This is a genomic window from Conexibacter sp. SYSU D00693 (assembly GCF_017084525.1).
Classification (GTDB): Bacteria; Actinomycetota; Thermoleophilia; order Solirubrobacterales; family Solirubrobacteraceae; genus Baekduia.
Map to the genome: position 1 here is coordinate 3,172,626 of NZ_CP070950.1, position 15,929 is coordinate 3,188,554.

The window sequence follows — 15,929 nt, forward strand, 5'->3', positions numbered from 1 at the left end:
GATCTCCCCATGGCCACCTCGCCGTCCGTCCGCCGCCCGCGCGCCCGCCGGGCGGCGGCGTGCCTCGCCCTGCTCGGGCTCGGCCTGGTCCCCGGGACGGCGCACGCCGCCGCGACCGCCGGGCCGCTCGAGCTGCGCGCGCAGTTCGTCTCGTCCACCGGCTGGGTCAAGCCGGGCCAGGAGTACCCCTTCAAGGTCCTCGTGCGCAACCCGTCCGGCACGGCCGTCGACGGCGCCAAGGTCACCGTCGAGCACCCGCGCGGCACCGCCTTCACCACGGCCACCGGCCCGGGCGGGGCGACGGTGGGCGAGGACGGCGCGACGGTCACCTGGGACCCGGGCGAGCTGGCCGCGGGCGCGACGGCGACGCTCGTCGTGCGCGCGAAGGCGCGGACGCTCGGCCAGGAGCCGACGCTGCCCTGGCGCGACCTCTCGAGCACGGCGACGCTCGAGGTCTCCGGCGCGAAGGCGGTCGAGCGCACGCACGGGCCCAAGGCGATCCCGCCGAGCTCGACGTACGAGACCGCACGCTTCGGCGACCGCCCGTTCCCGGTCGTCCCGGTCGAGTACCAGGACCGCGCGGCGGGGGCCTCGGCCCAGCGCCTGGACCAGGTCATCAACGACCCCGGCACGCCGGGCTCCACGTTCAACCTGTACCAGGAGATGTCCTACGGGCAGCTGTTCCCGCAGGCCGACGTGCCGTCGGCCGGGATCGCGTCCAAGGGCTTCGAGTACGGGCCCGGCTTCGACTTCACCCGCCTGCAGCTCGGCAACACCTGCCTGGGCGTGACGCTCCGCGGCCTGCAGGGCGGCCCGCTCTACCAGCAGCGCATCCGCGACGGCTGGTACCGGCTCCCGGGGACGCTGGGCTACTACGGCTCCGACGGCGCGGTCTCCGCGCTGCTGGGCGCGCAGCTCGGCCTCGCCGCCCTCCAGCAGATCGACAACGGCTGCGGCCCGAACACCAAGGTCGTGTGGGACGCGGCGGCGATCAGCGACCCCGAGATCGACTTCAACGACTTCGACACCGACAAGGACGGGCTCGTCGACTTCTTCATGGTCGTCTTCGCCGGGGTCGGCGGCAACGGCGACTCGCAGACCCAGCTGCCGCTGCCCTACGACAACGTCTGGCCCAACTCGGGGACGCTCGAGAACTCCTACACCGACCCGCGCACGGGGCTGAAGGGCTTCACGACCGACGACCGGCTGACCGACCTCGAGGGCCGGCCGCTCTTCTACGAGGACGACGCGTACGCCAGGACCACGACGCGCGAGACGCCCTACCCCGCCTACGTGCGCATCGGGCCCTACAACCTCAACCCGGAGACGGCGATCGAGAAGGCGTCGGTCATCTCCCACGAGTACGGCCACTCGCTCGGCCTGCCGGACTACTACTCGACCGGCTCGCGGCTGACCTACGGCACGTGGAACCTCATGGCCGAGGACCGCTCGCAGCACATGTCGCTGGCGGCCAAGCAGCAGCTCGGCTGGGTCGTGCCGCGCGTGCTCGACGCCGGCACCACCCGCGACGCGGCCGGCATGCGCGACGGCAAGCTCGACACCCACCGCATCGACTGGCGCACGCGCGACGGCAAGCCGTACACCCTCGAGGGCCCTGACGTGCACAACGGCGAGGCCTACGCCGCCCGGCTGCCCGGCCGGCAGGTCCTGGACCCGGCGACCGTGCCCTCGGGCAAGCACGTCTGGTGGTCCACGCAGGGCAACGACTTCGGCTGCTCGCCGGTCAAGGGCTCCACCCTCGACATCGCGATCCCCGGGCTGCGGGACGTCCCGAAGGGCACGAAGGTCACGCTGCGCTTCAAGACCGCCTACGAGATCGAGTGGGACTTCGACTACGGCTTCGTGCTGGCCTCCCCCGACGGCCGCTCGTGGCGCTCGCTGCCGTCGGCGCGGCGGCGCACGACCCCGGCGTCCCAGAACCCCAACGGCGCGACCTGCCAGGGCCAGCTCGGCAACGGCCTGACCGGCACGCCGCAGTCCTTCGACGGCGGCTCGGCGAGCGTCGACCGGCTCCTGGGCGAGTACCCCGGCGGCCTGCGCTTCGTCGACGACGAGTACGACCTCTCGTCGCTGGCCGGCACGCCCGGCGTCGTGCGCTTCTCCTACTCGACCGACACGGGCGCGCAGAAGCGCGGCTGGTTCATCGACGACCTCGAGGTGCGCGCCGGCGACCAGGTGCTCTACCGCGCCGACTTCGAGACCGACGACGACGCGGCGGTCTTCCCGGGCGCGTGCCGGGACACGCTCTCGACGGCCCGCAGCTGCACGCGGGCGTGGACACGCATCGCCGCCGACCGCGCGGCGCCGTCGGACCACGCCTACTACCTCGAGCTGCGCGACCGCTCGGGCTTCGACGCCGACGGCCACGGCCAGGACGACCGCGGCAACGGCCCGACGTTCCAGCCCGGTCTGCTGCTCGAGCACCTCGACGAGTTCCGCGGCGATGGCAACGTCGGGGTCGACGACCCGCCCGCGGTCTCGCCGCTGGACGCGAGGCCCGAGCCGGGCAGCTCGGCGCCGGACCTCGACGACGCCGCCTTCACGGGCGCCGAGGGCCGCCGGTCGTTCGCCGACAGCGGCGAGGGCCACGTCGACAACTACAGCGACCCGTCGCGCCCGGACGGCCGCTGGCGCTTCGACTTCGACTGCCTGTCCTTCGACGTGCGCGGCATGGCCGGCGACGGCGTCGGCCCCACCACCGCGCCGGGCGACCTGCAGGCCGACGTGGCGCTGCGCGCGGCGAAGGGCTGCGCCCAGTGGGACCACGGCTACGGCGACGTGCGCGACGGCGCCCCCGTGGCGAAGTTCTCGGTGAGCGGCGGTGCGGCCCGCGCCGGCGCGCCGGTGACCTTCGACGCGTCGGCCTCCTACGACGACCTCGACGCGCTCGAGCGCCTGAGCTTCCGCTGGGACCTCACCGGCGACGGCAAGACCGACGCGCGCGGGCTCAAGGTGCGGCGCACGTTCACCAGGGCCGCCAGGCGCAAGGTCTCGCTGACCGTCGTGGACCGCGGCGGCCACAGGACCAAGCGCACGCGCCGCGTGACGATCGGCCGGGCCGCGCGGCTGCTCACCTCGATCGGCCGGCCGCGTGTGGCCGGCGGCGCGCTGCGGGTCCGGGTGCGCGTGGGCAGGCGGGCGGCGCGCGTGGCCCTCGTCGTGCGCCGCGGCGGCAAGGTGCTGCGCCGCACCTCGGCGGTGCAGCGGCGCGCCGGGCGCCGGGTGGAGCTGCGCCTGCCGACCCGCAGCCTGCCGCGCGGGCGGCGGCTGCGGGTGGAGGTCGTGGCGGTGCGCGGCAGGACCCGGCAGGTCGTGACGCGCACCGCGACGGTGCGCCGGTAGGCCGCTAGGCCTTCGCGGGCGCCTTGCGCGCCCCGGGCTTCTTCGCGGCGGCCGGCTTCTTGGCGGCCGGCTTCTTGGCCGCGGCGGCCGGCTTCCCGGCTGCTGCCGCCGCCGGCCTGGCGGCCGGCTTGGGCTCGGCCTGGTTGCCCGCGGCGATGCGGCGCAGGTCGATCGTCTCGTCGTAGACCTTCGGGTCCACGCCCTGCTCGAGGGCGACGTCGCGCAGCATCCGCCCGGAGGTCGCGGCCTCCTTGACGATCGCGGCGGCCTTGTCGTAGCCGATCGACGTGTTCAGGGCCGTCGCGGTGGCGAGCGTCGACTCGGCCGAGCGCTTCGTGCCCTCCTTGTTGGCCTGCACGCCGTCGATGCACTTCTCCGCGAAGGCGACCGACGTCGTCGACAGCAGGTGGATCGACTGCAGGAGGTTGCGGGCGATCAGCGGGATGCGCACGTTGAGCTCGAACTGGCCCTGCATGCCGCCGATGGTGATCGCGGTGTCGTTGCCGATGACCTGCGCGCTCACCTGCAGGACGACCTCGGGGATGACCGGGTTGACCTTGCCGGGCATGATCGACGAGCCCTTCTGGAGCTCGGGCAGGAAGAGCTCGCCGATGCCCGCGCGCGGGCCGGAGCCCATGAGCGCGAGGTCCTGGGCGATCTTCGTCAGCGAGACGGCGACGACCTTCAGGGCGCCGCTGAGCTCGACGAGCGCGTCGCGGTTGGCCTGGGCCTCGAACGGGTCCGCCGGCGGCGCGATGAGCTTGAGCCTGGACTCCTTCGCGAGCTGCTTGCGCACGCGCTCGGCGAACTTCGGATGCGTGTTGAGGCCGGTGCCCGTGGCGGTGCCGCCGAGCGGGATCTGGCCGACGTGGGTCAGCGCGGCCTGGACGCGCTCCTGGCCCAGGCGGATCTGCGTCGCGTAGCCGGCGAACTCCTGGCCGAGGGTGACCGGGACGGCGTCCATGAGGTGCGTGCGGCCGCTCTTGACGACGTCCTTGAAGGCGCGCGCCTTGCGCTCCAGCGACTTCTCGAGCTGCTTGAGCGCGGGCAGCAGCGTGTTCGTCGCCTCGTCCAGCGCGGCGAGGTGGACGGCGCTCGGGAAGACGTCGTTGGAGGACTGGCCGTAGTTGACGTCGTCGTTGGGGTGGGCGCCCGAGAGGGAGGCGATCACCTCGTTGGTGTTCATGTTGGACGAGGTCCCCGAACCGGTCTGGAAGACGTCGATCGGGAACTGCTCGTCGTGGTCGCCGCGGGCGACGGCGTCGGCGGCGTCGGCGATCTTCGCGGCCAGGTCCTTGTCGAGGAGGCCCAGCTCGCCGTTGACGCGGGCGGCCGCGCCCTTGATGCGGCCGAGCCAGTGGATGACCGAGGGCGGGACGGTCTCGCCGGAGATCGGGAAGTTCTCGACGGCCTTCGTCGTCTCGCCGCCGTACAGCTTCTTGGGAGGCATGTCCGGCGGACAGTACGCCTCCGGGCTGGAGCGCCGTCGGCCGGTGCGCTAGCCGCAGAACGCGGCGATCTCGCGGGCGACGGCGACCGGGTCGTCGTGGGCCAGGAGGTAGCCCGTCCCGGGGACGACCCGCAGCTGCGCGCGGGGCAGCAGGCCGAGCGCCTCCTCGGCGGTCTGCAGCGGGTGGTGGCGGTCCTCGTCGGCCCAGAGCAGCAGCACCTCGGCGTCCAGTCCGGGGTAGGCGTCGAGGAGGTCGCGCCAGGCGCCGCGCGGCAGCCGGGCGGCCAGGCGCGCCCAGGAGCGCGAGAGGTTCGCGTTGCCGGCGACGTCGCTCATCGCGTGGGCCACGACGTCGGCGGCCGACGGCGCGCCGCGGGCGCTGAGGGCGAGGCCGTGGCGGGGGCGGAAGAGCAGCGGCGCGGCGTGCGAGGCCGCGCGGTCCAGGCCCGGCAGGCCACCCGCGCGCGCCGCGGCGCGCCACATGCCGCGCAGCCCCTCGCGCGGTGCCGGGCGGTGCAGCCGGGTGGGCGCGACGACGAGGCGCCCGGGGCGCAGCTCGCCAGCGACCGTGGCGCGCAGCAGCAGCTCGGCGCCCAGGCCGTGGCCGCCGACGAGCGGCCGGGCGCCGGCGGTGTCCTCGCAGAAGGCGGCGAGCACGCGCGCCATCCAGTCCAGCGTCCACGGATGGCGGGGACGGTCCTCGCTGTCGCCGTGGCCCGGCAGGTCGGGCAGCACGACGCGGAAGCGATGGGCGAGGTGCTCGACGACGGGCTCCCACTCGCGGTGGCTGAGGCCGGCCGAGTGCACGAGGACGAGGCCGGGGCCGGTGCCGGCCTCGCGGTAGGCGATCCGAGCGCCGTCGCGGGCGTGGAAGAGGCGCAGGCGCAGCGGCGTGGCGCTCATCCGCGCGCCAACCCCGCCCGCGTGCCGTCGACGAGCGCGGTCTGCACCCGGGCCGGTGCGCCCTCGAGCTTGATCGCGGTGCCCTCGATGCGCCTGGCGAGGTTCTCCTGGATGCCGTTGGTGCGCGAGGCGCCGCGGCGCACGGCGCCGGCGAGGAAGCCCAGGCGGGTCGCGGCGACCGGGTCGCGGGCGTCGCGCGCGCGGATCGCGAGGTCCTCGGCCACGCCGCTGAGCAGCAGCCCGAGCGCCTGGAGGTCGGCGTCGCTGCGGGCGCGCGTGACGCAGGTGGAGATCGCGGTCCCGTCGCCGAGGCGGACGTCGCCGGGCGCCGCGCGCAGGGCGGGCGTGTAGAGCTCGGGCTGCTGCTGGGTGCAGGAGAACGGCATGCGCGGCAGCTCCTCGCCGCAGCCCGTCGCCAGCCCACCCGCCAGCGCGGCGGCGGCCAGCGGCAGGGCGAGCCGGGAGCCCATGGCGCGATCCTAGGGCCGTGCGCCGCTCGCCCCACGACCGCGAGATCCTCCGGCTCGCGGCGCTGGCCCTGCCCGCGCTCGCGGCCGAGCCCACGTACCTGCTGGTGGACACGGCGATCGTCGGCCACCTCGGCACGCGCGAGCTGGCCGCGCTGGCGCTCGCCGCGACCGTGCTGGGCGCGTTGACGGCCCTGTGCAACTTCCTGACCTACGGGACGACGGCGCAGGTCGCGCGGCTGCACGGGGCAGGCGAGCACGAGCGAGCGGGAGAGGTGGCGGCGCAGGCGGTCTGGCTCGCGCTGGCCATCGGCGTCGTGCTGGCGGGCGCGTGCGCGGCCCTCGCCGATCCGCTCATGGCGCTCGTCGGCGGCAGCGGGGAGACCGCGGAGGTCGCGGCGCGCTACCTGCGCCTGAGCCTCCTCGGGCTGCCGTTCGCCCTCCTGGCCCTCAGCGGTCAGGGGTTCCTGCGCGGTGTGGGCGACCTGCGCACGCCGCTCGTGGTCGTGGTGGTCGCCAACGCGGTCAACGCCGTGCTGGAGGTGGTCCTCGTGTACGGCCTGGACTGGGGCCTCGACGGCAGCGCGCTGGGGACCGTCGTCGCGCAGGCCGGCATGGGCGGCGCGTTCGCCTGGCTACTGCTGCGCGCGCCCGCGGTCTCGCGCCGGCCGCAGCCGGCGATCCTGCGGCGCCTCGCGCGGATGGGCGTCCACATCGTCGTGCGCACGGGCTCGCTGCTCGCGTCGTTCACGGTGGCCAGCGCGGTGCTCGCACGGGTCGGCGAGCCGTCGCTGGCCGCTCACCAGATCGCCTTCCAGCTCTTCGTCTTCCTCGCGCTCGTGCTCGACGCCGTGGCCATCGCCGGGCAGGTGCTGACCGGACGGGCGCTGGGCGCCGGCGACGCCGAGGGCGCGTTCGCCGCGGCGCGGCGGATGTGCGTCTGGGCCTTCGCGTTCGGCGCGCTGCTGGCGCTCGTCCTGCTCGCGACGACGTCGGTCGTCCCGGGCCTGTTCACGGGCGACGAGGCGGTGGTCGAGCGGGCGGAGGAGCTCTGGCCGCTCTTCGCCCTGCTCCAGCTGCCGGGGGCGGTCGTCTTCGCGCTCGACGGGATCCTCATCGGCGCGGGCGACACCCGCTACCTGGCGTGGGCGATGGCCGCGTCGTCGGCGGTCTTCGTCCCGCTCGCGCTGCTGGCCGACTCGGTCGTCGAGATGTGGTGGGCGCTCGTCGCGCTCATGGTGCTGCGGCTCGTCGCGACCGGCTGGCGCTTCGCGTCGCGGCGCTGGGTGGTGCTCGGGGCGGGCTAGTCGTCCTCGCCCGTGTGGGGGAGGGGCTCGGGCAGCGGGAAGCCGTGTTCCTCGCACCCGCGCTCGATGGCCTTGATGACCGTCTCCATGACCAGCACCCGGGCGAGCTTCTTCGAGTCGCCGGGGATGAGGTGCCACGGGGCCTCGGGGACGTCCGTGCGCTCGAGCATCTCCTCGACGGCCTCCTCGTAGGCCGGGCGCTTCTCGCGGTTGCGCCAGTCCTCCTCGGTGAGCTTCCAGGACTTCAGCGGGTCCTTGCCGCGGGCCTCGAAGCGCTTGAGCTGCTCCTCGTCGGAGAGGTGCATCCACAGCTTCACGAGGACCATGCCCTCGGCGGCGAGCGTGCGCTCGAAGCCCACGATCTCGTCGTAGCCGCGGCGCCACTGCTCCTCGGTGGCGAAGCCCTCGACGCGCTCGACCAGGACGCGCCCGTACCACGAGCGGTCGAGCACCGCCATGCCGCCCCAGCCCGGCAGGACGGGCCAGAAGCGGTGCAGGAAGTGGTGGCGCTTCTCGTCGTGCGTGGGCGCGGAGAAGGCGGCGACACGGACGTGGCGCGGGTCGAGCGGCGCGACGAGCCGGCGGATGGCGCCGCCCTTGCCCGAGGCGTCCCAGCCCTCGAAGACGACGCAGACGGGCGGGCCGAGCTGCGGCTGGGCGGGGTCCATCCCGCCGTGGATGCCGCCGAGCGCGAGGCGCAGCTGCAGCAGCCGCCGGCCGCCCACGGCGAGGCGGGCGTCCTGCTCGGGGCGCTTGATCTTCTGGGAGAGGTCGACGGCGTCGAGGCGGCCCATCGTCCATGCCTACCCGCGCGCAAGCCCGCGTGCAACGGTGGCGTGCGCGCGAGCGCTGGCCGATGCTCCGAGCGGGGATGTCCGCGATCCGCACCACCGCCGCTGCCGCCATGCTGGGCGTGAGCCCGAGCACGCTGCGCTCCTGGGAGCGGCGCTTCGGCTTCCCCGAGCCGCTGCGCACCGCCGGCGGCCACCGCCACTTCGACCTCGAGCAGATCGAGGCGCTGCGGGCGGCCCTGCACCAGACCGGCGACGCCGCGGCGGCCATCGCGGTCGCCCGCTCGCGCGGGGCCGGCCCGGCGACCGACGCACGCCTCGGCCAGGCCTTCGCCGCCTTCGACGAGCCCGCCGCCAACCGCCTGCTCGAGGAGTCGCTCGCGCTGCGCTCCGTCGAGCGCACGGTCGCCGAGGTCCTGCTGCCCGCGGTCTGCGCGCTGGACGCCGGGCTGCCGGAGGCGGCCTTCGCCCAGCGCTTCGCCGCCGGCTGGCTGGCCGCGGCCATGCGCGTCGCCCCGCCGGCGTCGCGCCCGGAGGGCGTCCTGGTCTTCGACGCGGGCGCGCCGCTGTCCGCCGACGGCCTGCACGCCCAGGCCCTCGAGCTCGCCCTGCGCCGCGGCGGCCTGCGCACGCTCGTGCTCACCGCCGCCCTGGACCCCGAGCGCGTCGGCCGCGCCGTCCGCGCCCTCCAGCCCCGCGCGGTCGTGCTCACCGGCTCGGGCGCCTCGCTCGACGCCCTCGCCCGCCTCGTCTTCGCCGCGCGCCGCGCCTCGGCCGACGCCGACGTGGCGGTCCTCGACTTCCGCGGCGCGGTCCCGGCCAAGGGCGCCTCCCTCGTCGAGCGCCTTCCGGACCACCCGCTCGCCGCCCGCGAGGCCCTCCTCGCGCGCCTCGCGGCGCCCGCCCTGCGCGCCGCGGTCTGAGGCGTCGGGTGGAAGGTGCCAGGCACCTTCCACTCGTTCGGGGCCGACGTTCGGGGCCGTCCGGCGGGCGGTGCATGCTCCCGACCCGTGACCACGCCGACGCTCGTCCCCGGGGACCCGCTTGCCCACCGCGCCCTGGAGTCCCTCCTCCGTGCTGAGGCGAGCGTGCGCCGGCGCCTGTCGGCCGACCTCGAGCGCGAGCGGCTGAGCGCGTCGGGCTTCTCGGTCCTCCTCGCGCTGACCGACGGCGGCGGGGAGCTCGAGCTGCGCGACCTCCGCGCCCGGCTGCGCACCTCGAAGGCCAACGCCACCGAGGTCGTCACGACGCTCGAGAGCCGCGGGCTGGTCCAGCGCTTCCGCCTCGCCCACGACCGGCGCGCCGCCGCGGTGCGCCTCACGGTCTCCGGGCGCGAGTGCGTCGACCGCCTCTTCCCCGAGCACACCGAGCGCGTCTCCATCGCGTTCGCGGCGCTCGACGAGGAGGAGAAGCGCACCTTCGCCGCGCTCTGCCAGAAGCTCGCCGCCGCCGCGTAGCGCCGCAGGGCGGGCGCGCGCCGCGCGCTCCTAGACTGGGGCGCTCGCATGCCGCGCCGCGCCGTCGACCCCAACCAGGACTTCCCCCAGCTCGAGGAGCAGGTGCTCGAGCGCTGGCGCGAGCGCGACGTCTTCCAGGAGTCGATGCGCCGCCGGGAGGGCGCCGAGCCCTGGGTCTTCTGGGAGGGCCCCCCGACGGCCAACGGCCGCCCCGGCTCCCACCACGTCCTCAGCCGCGCCTACAAGGACGTCTTCCCGCGCTTCCAGACCATGCGCGGGCGCTACGTCGAGCGCAAGGGCGGCTGGGACTGCCACGGCCTCCCGGTCGAGATCACCGTCGAGCAGCAGCTCGGCCTCAAGTCCAAGGCCGACATCGAGGCCTTCGGCATCGAGGAGTTCAACCGCCGCTGCCGCGAGTCGGTCTTCGAGTTCCTCGAGGAGTGGACGAAGCTCACCGAGCGCATCGCGTTCTGGGTCGACCTCGACCACCCGTACCGCACGCTCGACACGAGCTACGTGGAGTCGGTCTGGTGGTCGCTCAAGCAGGTCTTCGACAAGGACCTCCTCTACGAGGGCCACAAGGTCGTCCCGTACTGCCCGCGCTGCGGCACCGCCCTGTCCTCGCACGAGCTCGCGCTGGGCTACAAGGACGTCGTCGACCCGTCGGTCTACGTGCGCTTCCCGCTGCGCGACCGTCCCGGCGACGAGCTGCTCGTGTGGACGACCACGCCGTGGACGCTCGTCTCGAACGCCGCCGTCGCCGTCGACCCCGAGCTGACGTACGTGCGCGCGCAGGCGGACGGCTACGTCGCGATCCTCGCCGAGGCGCTCGTCGAGCGCGTCCTGGGCGAGGGCGCCGAGGTCCTGGAGCGCTTCCCCGGCAACGACCTCGTCGGCCTCTCCTACGAGCCGCCGTTCGGCTTCATCGCCGCCGACGCCTACGGCCCGAAGGGCCATACCGTCCTGCCCGCCGACTTCGTCACCGCCGAGGACGGCACCGGCCTGGTCCACACCGCCATCGCCTTCGGCGAGGACGACTTCCGCCTGGGCACCGAGCACGGCCTGACCGTCGTCAACCCGGTCAAGCTCGACGGCACCTACGACGAGCGCATCGGCGAGTACGCGGGGCGCTTCGTCAAGGACGCCGACGCCGACCTCGTCGAGGACCTCCGCGCGCGCGGGCGGCTGCACAAGGCCGTCGAGTACGAGCACGCCTACCCGCACTGCTGGCGCTGCTCGACGCCGCTGCTCTACTACGCCAAGCCGTCCTGGTACATCGCGACCTCGAAGGTCCGCGACCGGATGATCGCCGCCAACGAGACGGTCACCTGGCACCCCGAGCACATCAAGCACGGGCGCTTCGGCAACTGGCTGGAGGGCAACGTCGACTGGGCGCTGTCGCGCGAACGCTACTGGGGCACGCCGCTCCCGATCTGGCGCTGCGACGCCGACCCGTCGCACGTGCACTGCGTCGGCTCCTTCGAGGAGCTCGAGCAGCTCAGCGGCGTCGCGCTCGAGGACCCCCACCGGCCCTACGTCGACGACGTCCGCTTCCCGTGCCCGCACGGCGACGGCGAGATGGGGCGCGTGCCCGAGGTCATCGACGTCTGGTTCGACTCCGGCGCCATGCCCTTCGCGCAGTGGCACGCGCCGTTCGAGAACGAGGACAAGCTCGCGCGCTCGTACCCCGCGCAGTTCGTCTGCGAGGCGCTGGACCAGACCCGCGGCTGGTTCTACTCGCTGCTGGCGATCAGCGTGCTGCTCAACGACCGCGCGCCCTACGAGGACGTCGTCTGCCTCGGCCTCATCCTCGACGAGGAGGGTCAGAAGATGTCCAAGTCCAGGGGCAACGTCGTGGCGCCCTGGGACGTGCTCGACCGCTTCGGCGCCGACGCCTTCCGCTGGTACTTCTTCAGCTCCAAGCAGCCGTGGGACGGCTACCGCTTCTCGATGGAGGCCATCGGCGAGGGCGTGCGGCTGTTCCTCAAGCAGCTGTGGAACACCTACGGCTTCCACGTCCTCTACGAGCAGGCCACCGAGCCGGCCGGCGACCCCGAGGCCAGGACCGACCTCGACCGCTGGGCGCTGTCGCGCCTCGCGGCGACGGTCGAGACGGTCACCGACGCGCTCGAGGGCTTCGACGCGACGGCCGGCGCGCGCGCCATCGCCGCCTTCGTCGACGACCTCTCCAACTGGTACGTGCGCCGCTCGCGCCGGCGCTTCTGGGACGGCGAGGCGGCCGCGTTCGCGACGCTCCACGAGTGCCTCGTGACGGTCGCCAAGCTCCTGGCGCCCTACTGCCCGTTCGTGGCCGACGAGCTCTTCGACAACCTCGACGGGTCCGAGCCCTCGGTCCACCTCTGCGACTGGCCGTCCGCCGGGCCGCGCGACGTGGAGCTCGAGGAGGCGATGGCGACGGCGCGCGAGGCGGTGCGTCTGGGCCTCGGCGCGCGCGGCGCGGCGAAGGTCAAGCTGCGCCAGCCGCTGCGCGAGGCGATCGTCGTCGCCGCCGGCAAGGAGCGCGACGCGATCGAGCGCCTGGCCGACGTCGTGCGCGACGAGCTCAACGTCAAGGAGCTGCGCTTCGTCGGTGCCGCCGACGAGCTGGGCTCCTACGCGCTCAAGCCGAACTACCGCTCCCTGGGCCCGCGCTTCGGCGCGGCGATGCCCCAGGTCGCGGCCGCCGTCGAGGCGCTCGACGCGGGCTCGGTGGCCGGCGTGCTGCGCGGCGGGGGGACGGTCGGCGTCCACGTCGACGGCCACGACCACGAGCTGGGTCCCGACGACATCGCGCTGGCGCTGCAGCCGCTCGAGGGCTACCAGCTCGAGCGTGAGGGCGGGCACGCCGTGGCGCTGGAGCTCGCGATCGACGACGCGCTGCGTCGCGAGGGCTGGGCGCGTGAGGTCGTCCGGGCGGTGCAGAACGCCCGCAAGGACGCCGGTCTCGAGGTCTCGGACCGCATCGCGCTCGAGCTCGGCGGCGACGCGGAGCTGCTGGCCGCCGCGCGCGAGCACGAGGCCTACGTCGTCGGCGAGGTCCTGGCCACGTCGGTGGTCTACGACGGCGCCGGGCACGGCGCGTCGGCGACCGTCGAGGGCCGCCCGCTCGTCGTCGGCGTGCGGGCCGTCTAGCGACGGCGCGTCGCGCTCAGCCGTCGTCCCCGCAGAGCGCGGGGGTGCAGATGAGGACGAAGCCGATGGTCGTCTTGCCGCCCTCCTTGACCAGGACGTCGGTCCACGGCCCCCTGCCGCCCTTCGTCCAGTCGAAGTAGCGCCAGCCCCTGGGCTCGGGGATCCGCGCGGCGAGCCGCTTGGCGGCCTTGCACGAGATGCTCCCGCGGACGCGGTAGGTCTTGTAGCGCACGCCCGGCGACGGCCCGGTGGCGGTGCCGCAGCTCGTCGTCCCCTTCGTCGAGGGCGGCATCTTCGGCGGCGTCTGGGCGGGTGCCACGGTCCCGGCCGCCAGGAGGGCGGCCAGCGCCGCGGCGGCGGTGGCGACGGTGCCAGCGGAGGGCATCTGGCGGGATCATGCCCCACCGCCTGGCTTGACACCCTGCCCGGTCGAGCGCGCGTCCTGCCCCAGACGCCGGACCAGGTCCGCGGCGCGCTCGTCGGTCGCGAGCTGGTAGGCCTGCCCCGCCCAGAGGTGCAGGAGGTCCGCGTCGCCGCGCTCGCGGGCCGCCGCCCGCAGGGGCGCGGTCAGGTGGTGGACCTCGGGGTAGGCGGCGGGCGCGGAGCCGTCGTGCTCGCGCAGGAAGCGGTTGACGATGCCGCGGGCGGTGCGCCCGGTGAAGGCGCGCGTCAGGGCCGTGGGGGCGTCGCCGCGCAGCGCCTCGCGGTGGACGGGCGCGGTGCCGGCCTCCGGCGCGCGCAGGAACGCCGTGCCCAGCTGGGCGGCGGTCGCACCGGCGGCGAGGACCGCGGCGACGCCGGCGCCGGTGGCGATGCTGCCCGCCGCGACCATGGGGAGGCCGACCGGCGCGACGAGCTGCAGCAGCGCCAGCAGGCCGAGCGGCGGGGCGCCGGGCGTCAGCCAGCCGCCCTGGTGGCCGCCGGCCTCGGCGCCCTGGACGACCACCGCGTCGGCACCGGCGTCGTGGGCGGCCCGGGCCTCGGCGGTCGACGTGACGGTCACCCACACCGCCGCGCCGGCGTCCTGCAGCCGGGCGACGTCCTCGGGCGACGGGCACCCGAAGGTCGTCGAGACCACCGGCACCCGCTCGCGCACGACCACGTCGAGCTTCGCCGCGTAGCCGTCGTCGTCGTGGCGCGGCTCGCCGAGGGCGACGCCCGCGGCCGCGGCCTCGGGCTCCAGCCGCCGCGCATAGGCGCGGACGGCGTCCGCGTCGTCGGTGGGGGGCGACGGGACGAAGAGGTTGACCCCGAAGGGCGCGTCGCCCAGGGCGCCACGGGCGGCGGCGACCTCCCCGGCGACCGCGTCGACGGCCTTGTAGCCGGCGGCGAGGAAGCCCAGCCCGCCGGCGCCCGACACGGCGGTCGCGAGGGCCACGGTCGACGGCCCGCCCGCCAGCGGGGCCTGGACGACGGGCTCGACCAGCCTGGCCGGGTCGAACCGCGCGGTCATGCGCGCGCGGCGACCTCCTCGAGGCGGTCGTCGCCCCAGACGACCTCGCCGTCGACGACGACCGACGGGATGCCGGTGACGCCGGCGGCCAGGGCGGCGTCGGTCGCCGCCCGCAGCGCGTCCTTGGTCGTCTGGCGCCCGGCCGCCTCGAGCAGCTCGTCCGGGTCGAGGCCGGCGCGCCGGGCGGCCTCGGCAAGGCCCTCGGCGTCGAGCTGCCGCGCCTCGGTGAAGTGCAGGCGCATGGCGGCGAGCGCGAACGGGCGCAGCGCTCCGCGGGCGTCGGCGGCGGTCGCGCAGCGGGCAGCGAGCAGGCCGTTGGCCGGCCAGTCGTCGGCCCAGCGCAGGGGAGGAAGGCCGCGCTCGGCGGCGCGTCGCTCCACCTCGGCGATCCCCTGCTCGCGCGCGTCGGTCAGCGCCCAGGACGACCGGCCCGTGGCCTGGAAGATCGCGCCGAGGAGCACCGGCGTCCACACCGGCGGCTCGGGCAGGAGCTCGTCGATGCGCTCGGCGGCCAGCCAGGCGTAGGGCGAGAGGAGGTCGAGGTAGAAGGTCGTGCGTGCCATGACTTGTCGCGTGACAAGTTACGCCGTCCGCAGCAGCGCGGCAAGGGCGATGACGACCTGGTCGCGGCGGCGCGCGAGGAACGCGGGGTCGCCGGCGTCGAGTCCCACGGCGGGCAGGAGCGTGTGCTGGTGCGCCAGGGGGAGGACGCTCAGCGCCACCCAGGCGACCACCGCCTCGGCGACGTCGAAGCGGGCCAGGCCGTCGCGCGGCGCGGCGTCGCGAACCGCCCGCAGCACGTCCTCGAGGGTGGTCGACTCGTGCGGTGCAGCGGCGAGGCGGGCGCCGCCCTCGAGCGCCTCGCGCTGCACGAGCGAGACGAACGCCGGCCGGCCGGCGAGGAAGCGCAGGTAGCCCTCGGCAGCCTCGGCCAGCGGGGCCTCCAGCGGGCGCTCGTCGTCCCCGGCCGCCCACGCGCGCAGCGGGGCGACCGCGGGCGCCAGTGCCGCCTCGCGCGCCTCGAACAGCCGCGTCAGCACCGCGGCGTACAGCGCCTCCTTGCGCCCGAAGAAGTACCGCGGGGCCTCGCGCGACAAGCCCGCCGCGGCGCCGATCTCCGCCACGCTGGCGCCGGCGAACCCGCGCGCGGCGAAGAGCTCCTCGGCGGCGTCGAGCAGCGCCTGCCGGCTGCGCTCGGCGTCGCGGCGACGCGGGCCCTCGGACACCGGGCCAGCCTAGAGGGGGGCGAACTCGTGGCCCGCCCGCCTACAGAGGGCATGGACCACGACACACTGTGCGCCACGGTCGCGGGGATCCCCGCCGGGCGCTGGATGAGCTACGCCGACGTCGCCCTGGCGGCGGGCGGCGGCCCTGCGCACGCGCGGGCGATCAACGGGATGCTGCGCCGGCTGGCGCCGCAGGGCGCGCATCGCGTGCTGAAGAGCGACGGGACGGTCGCGCCCACGGCGCTGGGCGACCCGGTCGCGGTGCGCAAGGCGCTCGAGGCCGAGGGCGTCGCCTTCGACGGCGGGCGCGCCGCGCAGGAGCTGCGGGTGCGCCCGCCGGAGGCGGAGGTGGAGGCGGCCGCCCAGGCGGCCTGACCCGG

14 protein-coding genes are annotated in these 15,929 nt (G+C 75.4%); 6 read left to right on the forward strand and 8 right to left on the reverse strand.

Going from position 1 to position 15,929, the window contains the following annotated elements:
• The first annotated feature begins 9 nt into the window (after nucleotides 1-9).
• Nucleotides 10-3,363 (forward strand): PKD domain-containing protein, encoded by a 3,354-nt coding sequence (locus JUB12_RS15765; protein ID WP_205696365.1) that lies wholly within the window; start codon nucleotides 10-12, stop codon nucleotides 3,361-3,363.
• A gap of 4 nt (nucleotides 3,364-3,367) precedes the next feature.
• Here the strand turns inward: JUB12_RS15765 and JUB12_RS15770 are convergent, their stop codons facing one another.
• The 3 genes from JUB12_RS15770 to JUB12_RS15780 are packed head-to-tail and all read right to left on the reverse strand — an operon-like array spanning nucleotide 3,368 to nucleotide 6,186.
• Nucleotides 3,368-4,813 (reverse strand): lyase family protein, encoded by a 1,446-nt coding sequence (locus JUB12_RS15770; protein WP_205696366.1) that lies wholly within the window; start codon nucleotides 4,811-4,813, stop codon nucleotides 3,368-3,370.
• Between the two features lie 48 nt (nucleotides 4,814-4,861).
• Entirely contained in the window at nucleotides 4,862-5,716 is an 855-nt protein-coding gene (locus JUB12_RS15775) for an alpha/beta fold hydrolase (RefSeq protein ID WP_205696367.1), read from the reverse strand.
• Nucleotides 5,713-6,186, reverse strand: a complete 474-nt coding sequence (locus tag JUB12_RS15780; RefSeq protein WP_205696368.1) for a hypothetical protein — start codon at nucleotides 6,184-6,186, stop codon at nucleotides 5,713-5,715. The genes JUB12_RS15775 and JUB12_RS15780 overlap by 4 nt, the downstream gene beginning before the upstream one ends.
• Before the next feature lie 17 nt (nucleotides 6,187-6,203).
• Here JUB12_RS15780 and JUB12_RS15785 point away from each other — a divergent pair, with 17 nt between their 5' ends.
• Nucleotides 6,204-7,490, forward strand: coding sequence for an MATE family efflux transporter (locus tag JUB12_RS15785; protein ID WP_205696369.1), 1,287 nt, complete (start codon nucleotides 6,204-6,206; stop codon nucleotides 7,488-7,490).
• On the opposite strand, the gene JUB12_RS15790 is transcribed toward JUB12_RS15785, so the two are convergent.
• Nucleotides 7,487-8,284, reverse strand: a complete 798-nt coding sequence (locus tag JUB12_RS15790; protein ID WP_205696370.1) for a polyphosphate kinase 2 family protein — start codon at nucleotides 8,282-8,284, stop codon at nucleotides 7,487-7,489. The genes JUB12_RS15785 and JUB12_RS15790 overlap by 4 nt on opposite strands.
• Nucleotides 8,285-8,361: 77 nt before the next feature.
• On the opposite strand from JUB12_RS15790, the gene JUB12_RS15795 reads away from it, so the two are divergent.
• The 3 genes from JUB12_RS15795 (at nucleotide 8,362) to ileS (ending at nucleotide 12,870) form a co-directional block, all read left to right on the forward strand.
• Nucleotides 8,362-9,204: a MerR family transcriptional regulator gene (locus JUB12_RS15795; protein ID WP_205696371.1), complete on the forward strand. Its 843-nt coding sequence runs from the start codon at nucleotides 8,362-8,364 to the stop codon at nucleotides 9,202-9,204.
• 87 nt (nucleotides 9,205-9,291) lie between these two features.
• Nucleotides 9,292-9,738, forward strand: coding sequence for a MarR family winged helix-turn-helix transcriptional regulator (locus JUB12_RS15800; RefSeq protein ID WP_205696372.1), 447 nt, complete (start codon nucleotides 9,292-9,294; stop codon nucleotides 9,736-9,738).
• A 48-nt stretch (nucleotides 9,739-9,786) separates the two neighbouring features.
• The gene (gene ileS / locus JUB12_RS15805; protein WP_205696373.1) at nucleotides 9,787-12,870 is read left to right on the forward strand and encodes an isoleucine--tRNA ligase; all 3,084 of its coding nucleotides are present in this window, start codon (nucleotides 9,787-9,789) and stop codon (nucleotides 12,868-12,870) included.
• Between the two features lie 16 nt (nucleotides 12,871-12,886).
• On the opposite strand, the gene JUB12_RS15810 is transcribed toward ileS, so the two are convergent.
• From JUB12_RS15810 to JUB12_RS15825, 4 genes are read right to left on the reverse strand one after another with little or no spacing between them, the layout of a single operon-like run.
• Nucleotides 12,887-13,255 (reverse strand): hypothetical protein, encoded by a 369-nt coding sequence (locus tag JUB12_RS15810; protein ID WP_205696374.1) that lies wholly within the window; start codon nucleotides 13,253-13,255, stop codon nucleotides 12,887-12,889.
• 9 nt (nucleotides 13,256-13,264) lie between these two features.
• Nucleotides 13,265-14,323 carry a nitronate monooxygenase gene (locus JUB12_RS15815; protein WP_205696375.1) on the reverse strand — a complete coding sequence of 353 codons (1,059 nt, stop codon included), beginning with the start codon at nucleotides 14,321-14,323 and terminating at the stop codon, nucleotides 13,265-13,267.
• Nucleotides 14,320-14,886, reverse strand: a complete 567-nt coding sequence (locus tag JUB12_RS15820; RefSeq protein WP_205696376.1) for a DsbA family protein — start codon at nucleotides 14,884-14,886, stop codon at nucleotides 14,320-14,322. The genes JUB12_RS15815 and JUB12_RS15820 overlap by 4 nt, the downstream gene beginning before the upstream one ends.
• 18 nt (nucleotides 14,887-14,904) lie before the next feature.
• Nucleotides 14,905-15,549 (reverse strand): TetR/AcrR family transcriptional regulator, encoded by a 645-nt coding sequence (locus JUB12_RS15825; RefSeq protein ID WP_205696377.1) that lies wholly within the window; start codon nucleotides 15,547-15,549, stop codon nucleotides 14,905-14,907.
• 51 nt (nucleotides 15,550-15,600) lie between these two features.
• On the opposite strand from JUB12_RS15825, the gene JUB12_RS15830 reads away from it, so the two are divergent.
• Nucleotides 15,601-15,924 (forward strand): MGMT family protein, encoded by a 324-nt coding sequence (locus JUB12_RS15830; RefSeq protein ID WP_205696378.1) that lies wholly within the window; start codon nucleotides 15,601-15,603, stop codon nucleotides 15,922-15,924.
• Nucleotides 15,925-15,929: the final 5 nt, after the last annotated feature.

Bases quoted from the DNA above. Each gene is read 5' to 3' on its own strand.
- JUB12_RS15795 (WP_205696371.1), top strand. From the start codon at position 8,362: ATGTCCGCGATCCGCACCACCGCCGCTGCCGCCATGCTGGGCGTGAGC.
- JUB12_RS15830 (WP_205696378.1), top strand. From the start codon at position 15,601: ATGGACCACGACACACTGTGCGCCACGGTCGCGGGGATCCCCGCCGGG.
- ileS (WP_205696373.1), top strand. From the start codon at position 9,787: ATGCCGCGCCGCGCCGTCGACCCCAACCAGGACTTCCCCCAGCTCGAG.
- JUB12_RS15765 (WP_205696365.1), top strand. From the start codon at position 10: ATGGCCACCTCGCCGTCCGTCCGCCGCCCGCGCGCCCGCCGGGCGGCG.
- JUB12_RS15780 (WP_205696368.1), bottom strand. From the start codon at position 6,186: ATGGGCTCCCGGCTCGCCCTGCCGCTGGCCGCCGCCGCGCTGGCGGGT.
- JUB12_RS15820 (WP_205696376.1), bottom strand. From the start codon at position 14,886: ATGGCACGCACGACCTTCTACCTCGACCTCCTCTCGCCCTACGCCTGG.
- JUB12_RS15810 (WP_205696374.1), bottom strand. From the start codon at position 13,255: ATGCCCTCCGCTGGCACCGTCGCCACCGCCGCCGCGGCGCTGGCCGCC.
- JUB12_RS15790 (WP_205696370.1), bottom strand. From the start codon at position 8,284: ATGGGCCGCCTCGACGCCGTCGACCTCTCCCAGAAGATCAAGCGCCCC.
- JUB12_RS15775 (WP_205696367.1), bottom strand. From the start codon at position 5,716: ATGAGCGCCACGCCGCTGCGCCTGCGCCTCTTCCACGCCCGCGACGGC.
- JUB12_RS15770 (WP_205696366.1), bottom strand. From the start codon at position 4,813: ATGCCTCCCAAGAAGCTGTACGGCGGCGAGACGACGAAGGCCGTCGAG.
- JUB12_RS15815 (WP_205696375.1), bottom strand. From the start codon at position 14,323: ATGACCGCGCGGTTCGACCCGGCCAGGCTGGTCGAGCCCGTCGTCCAG.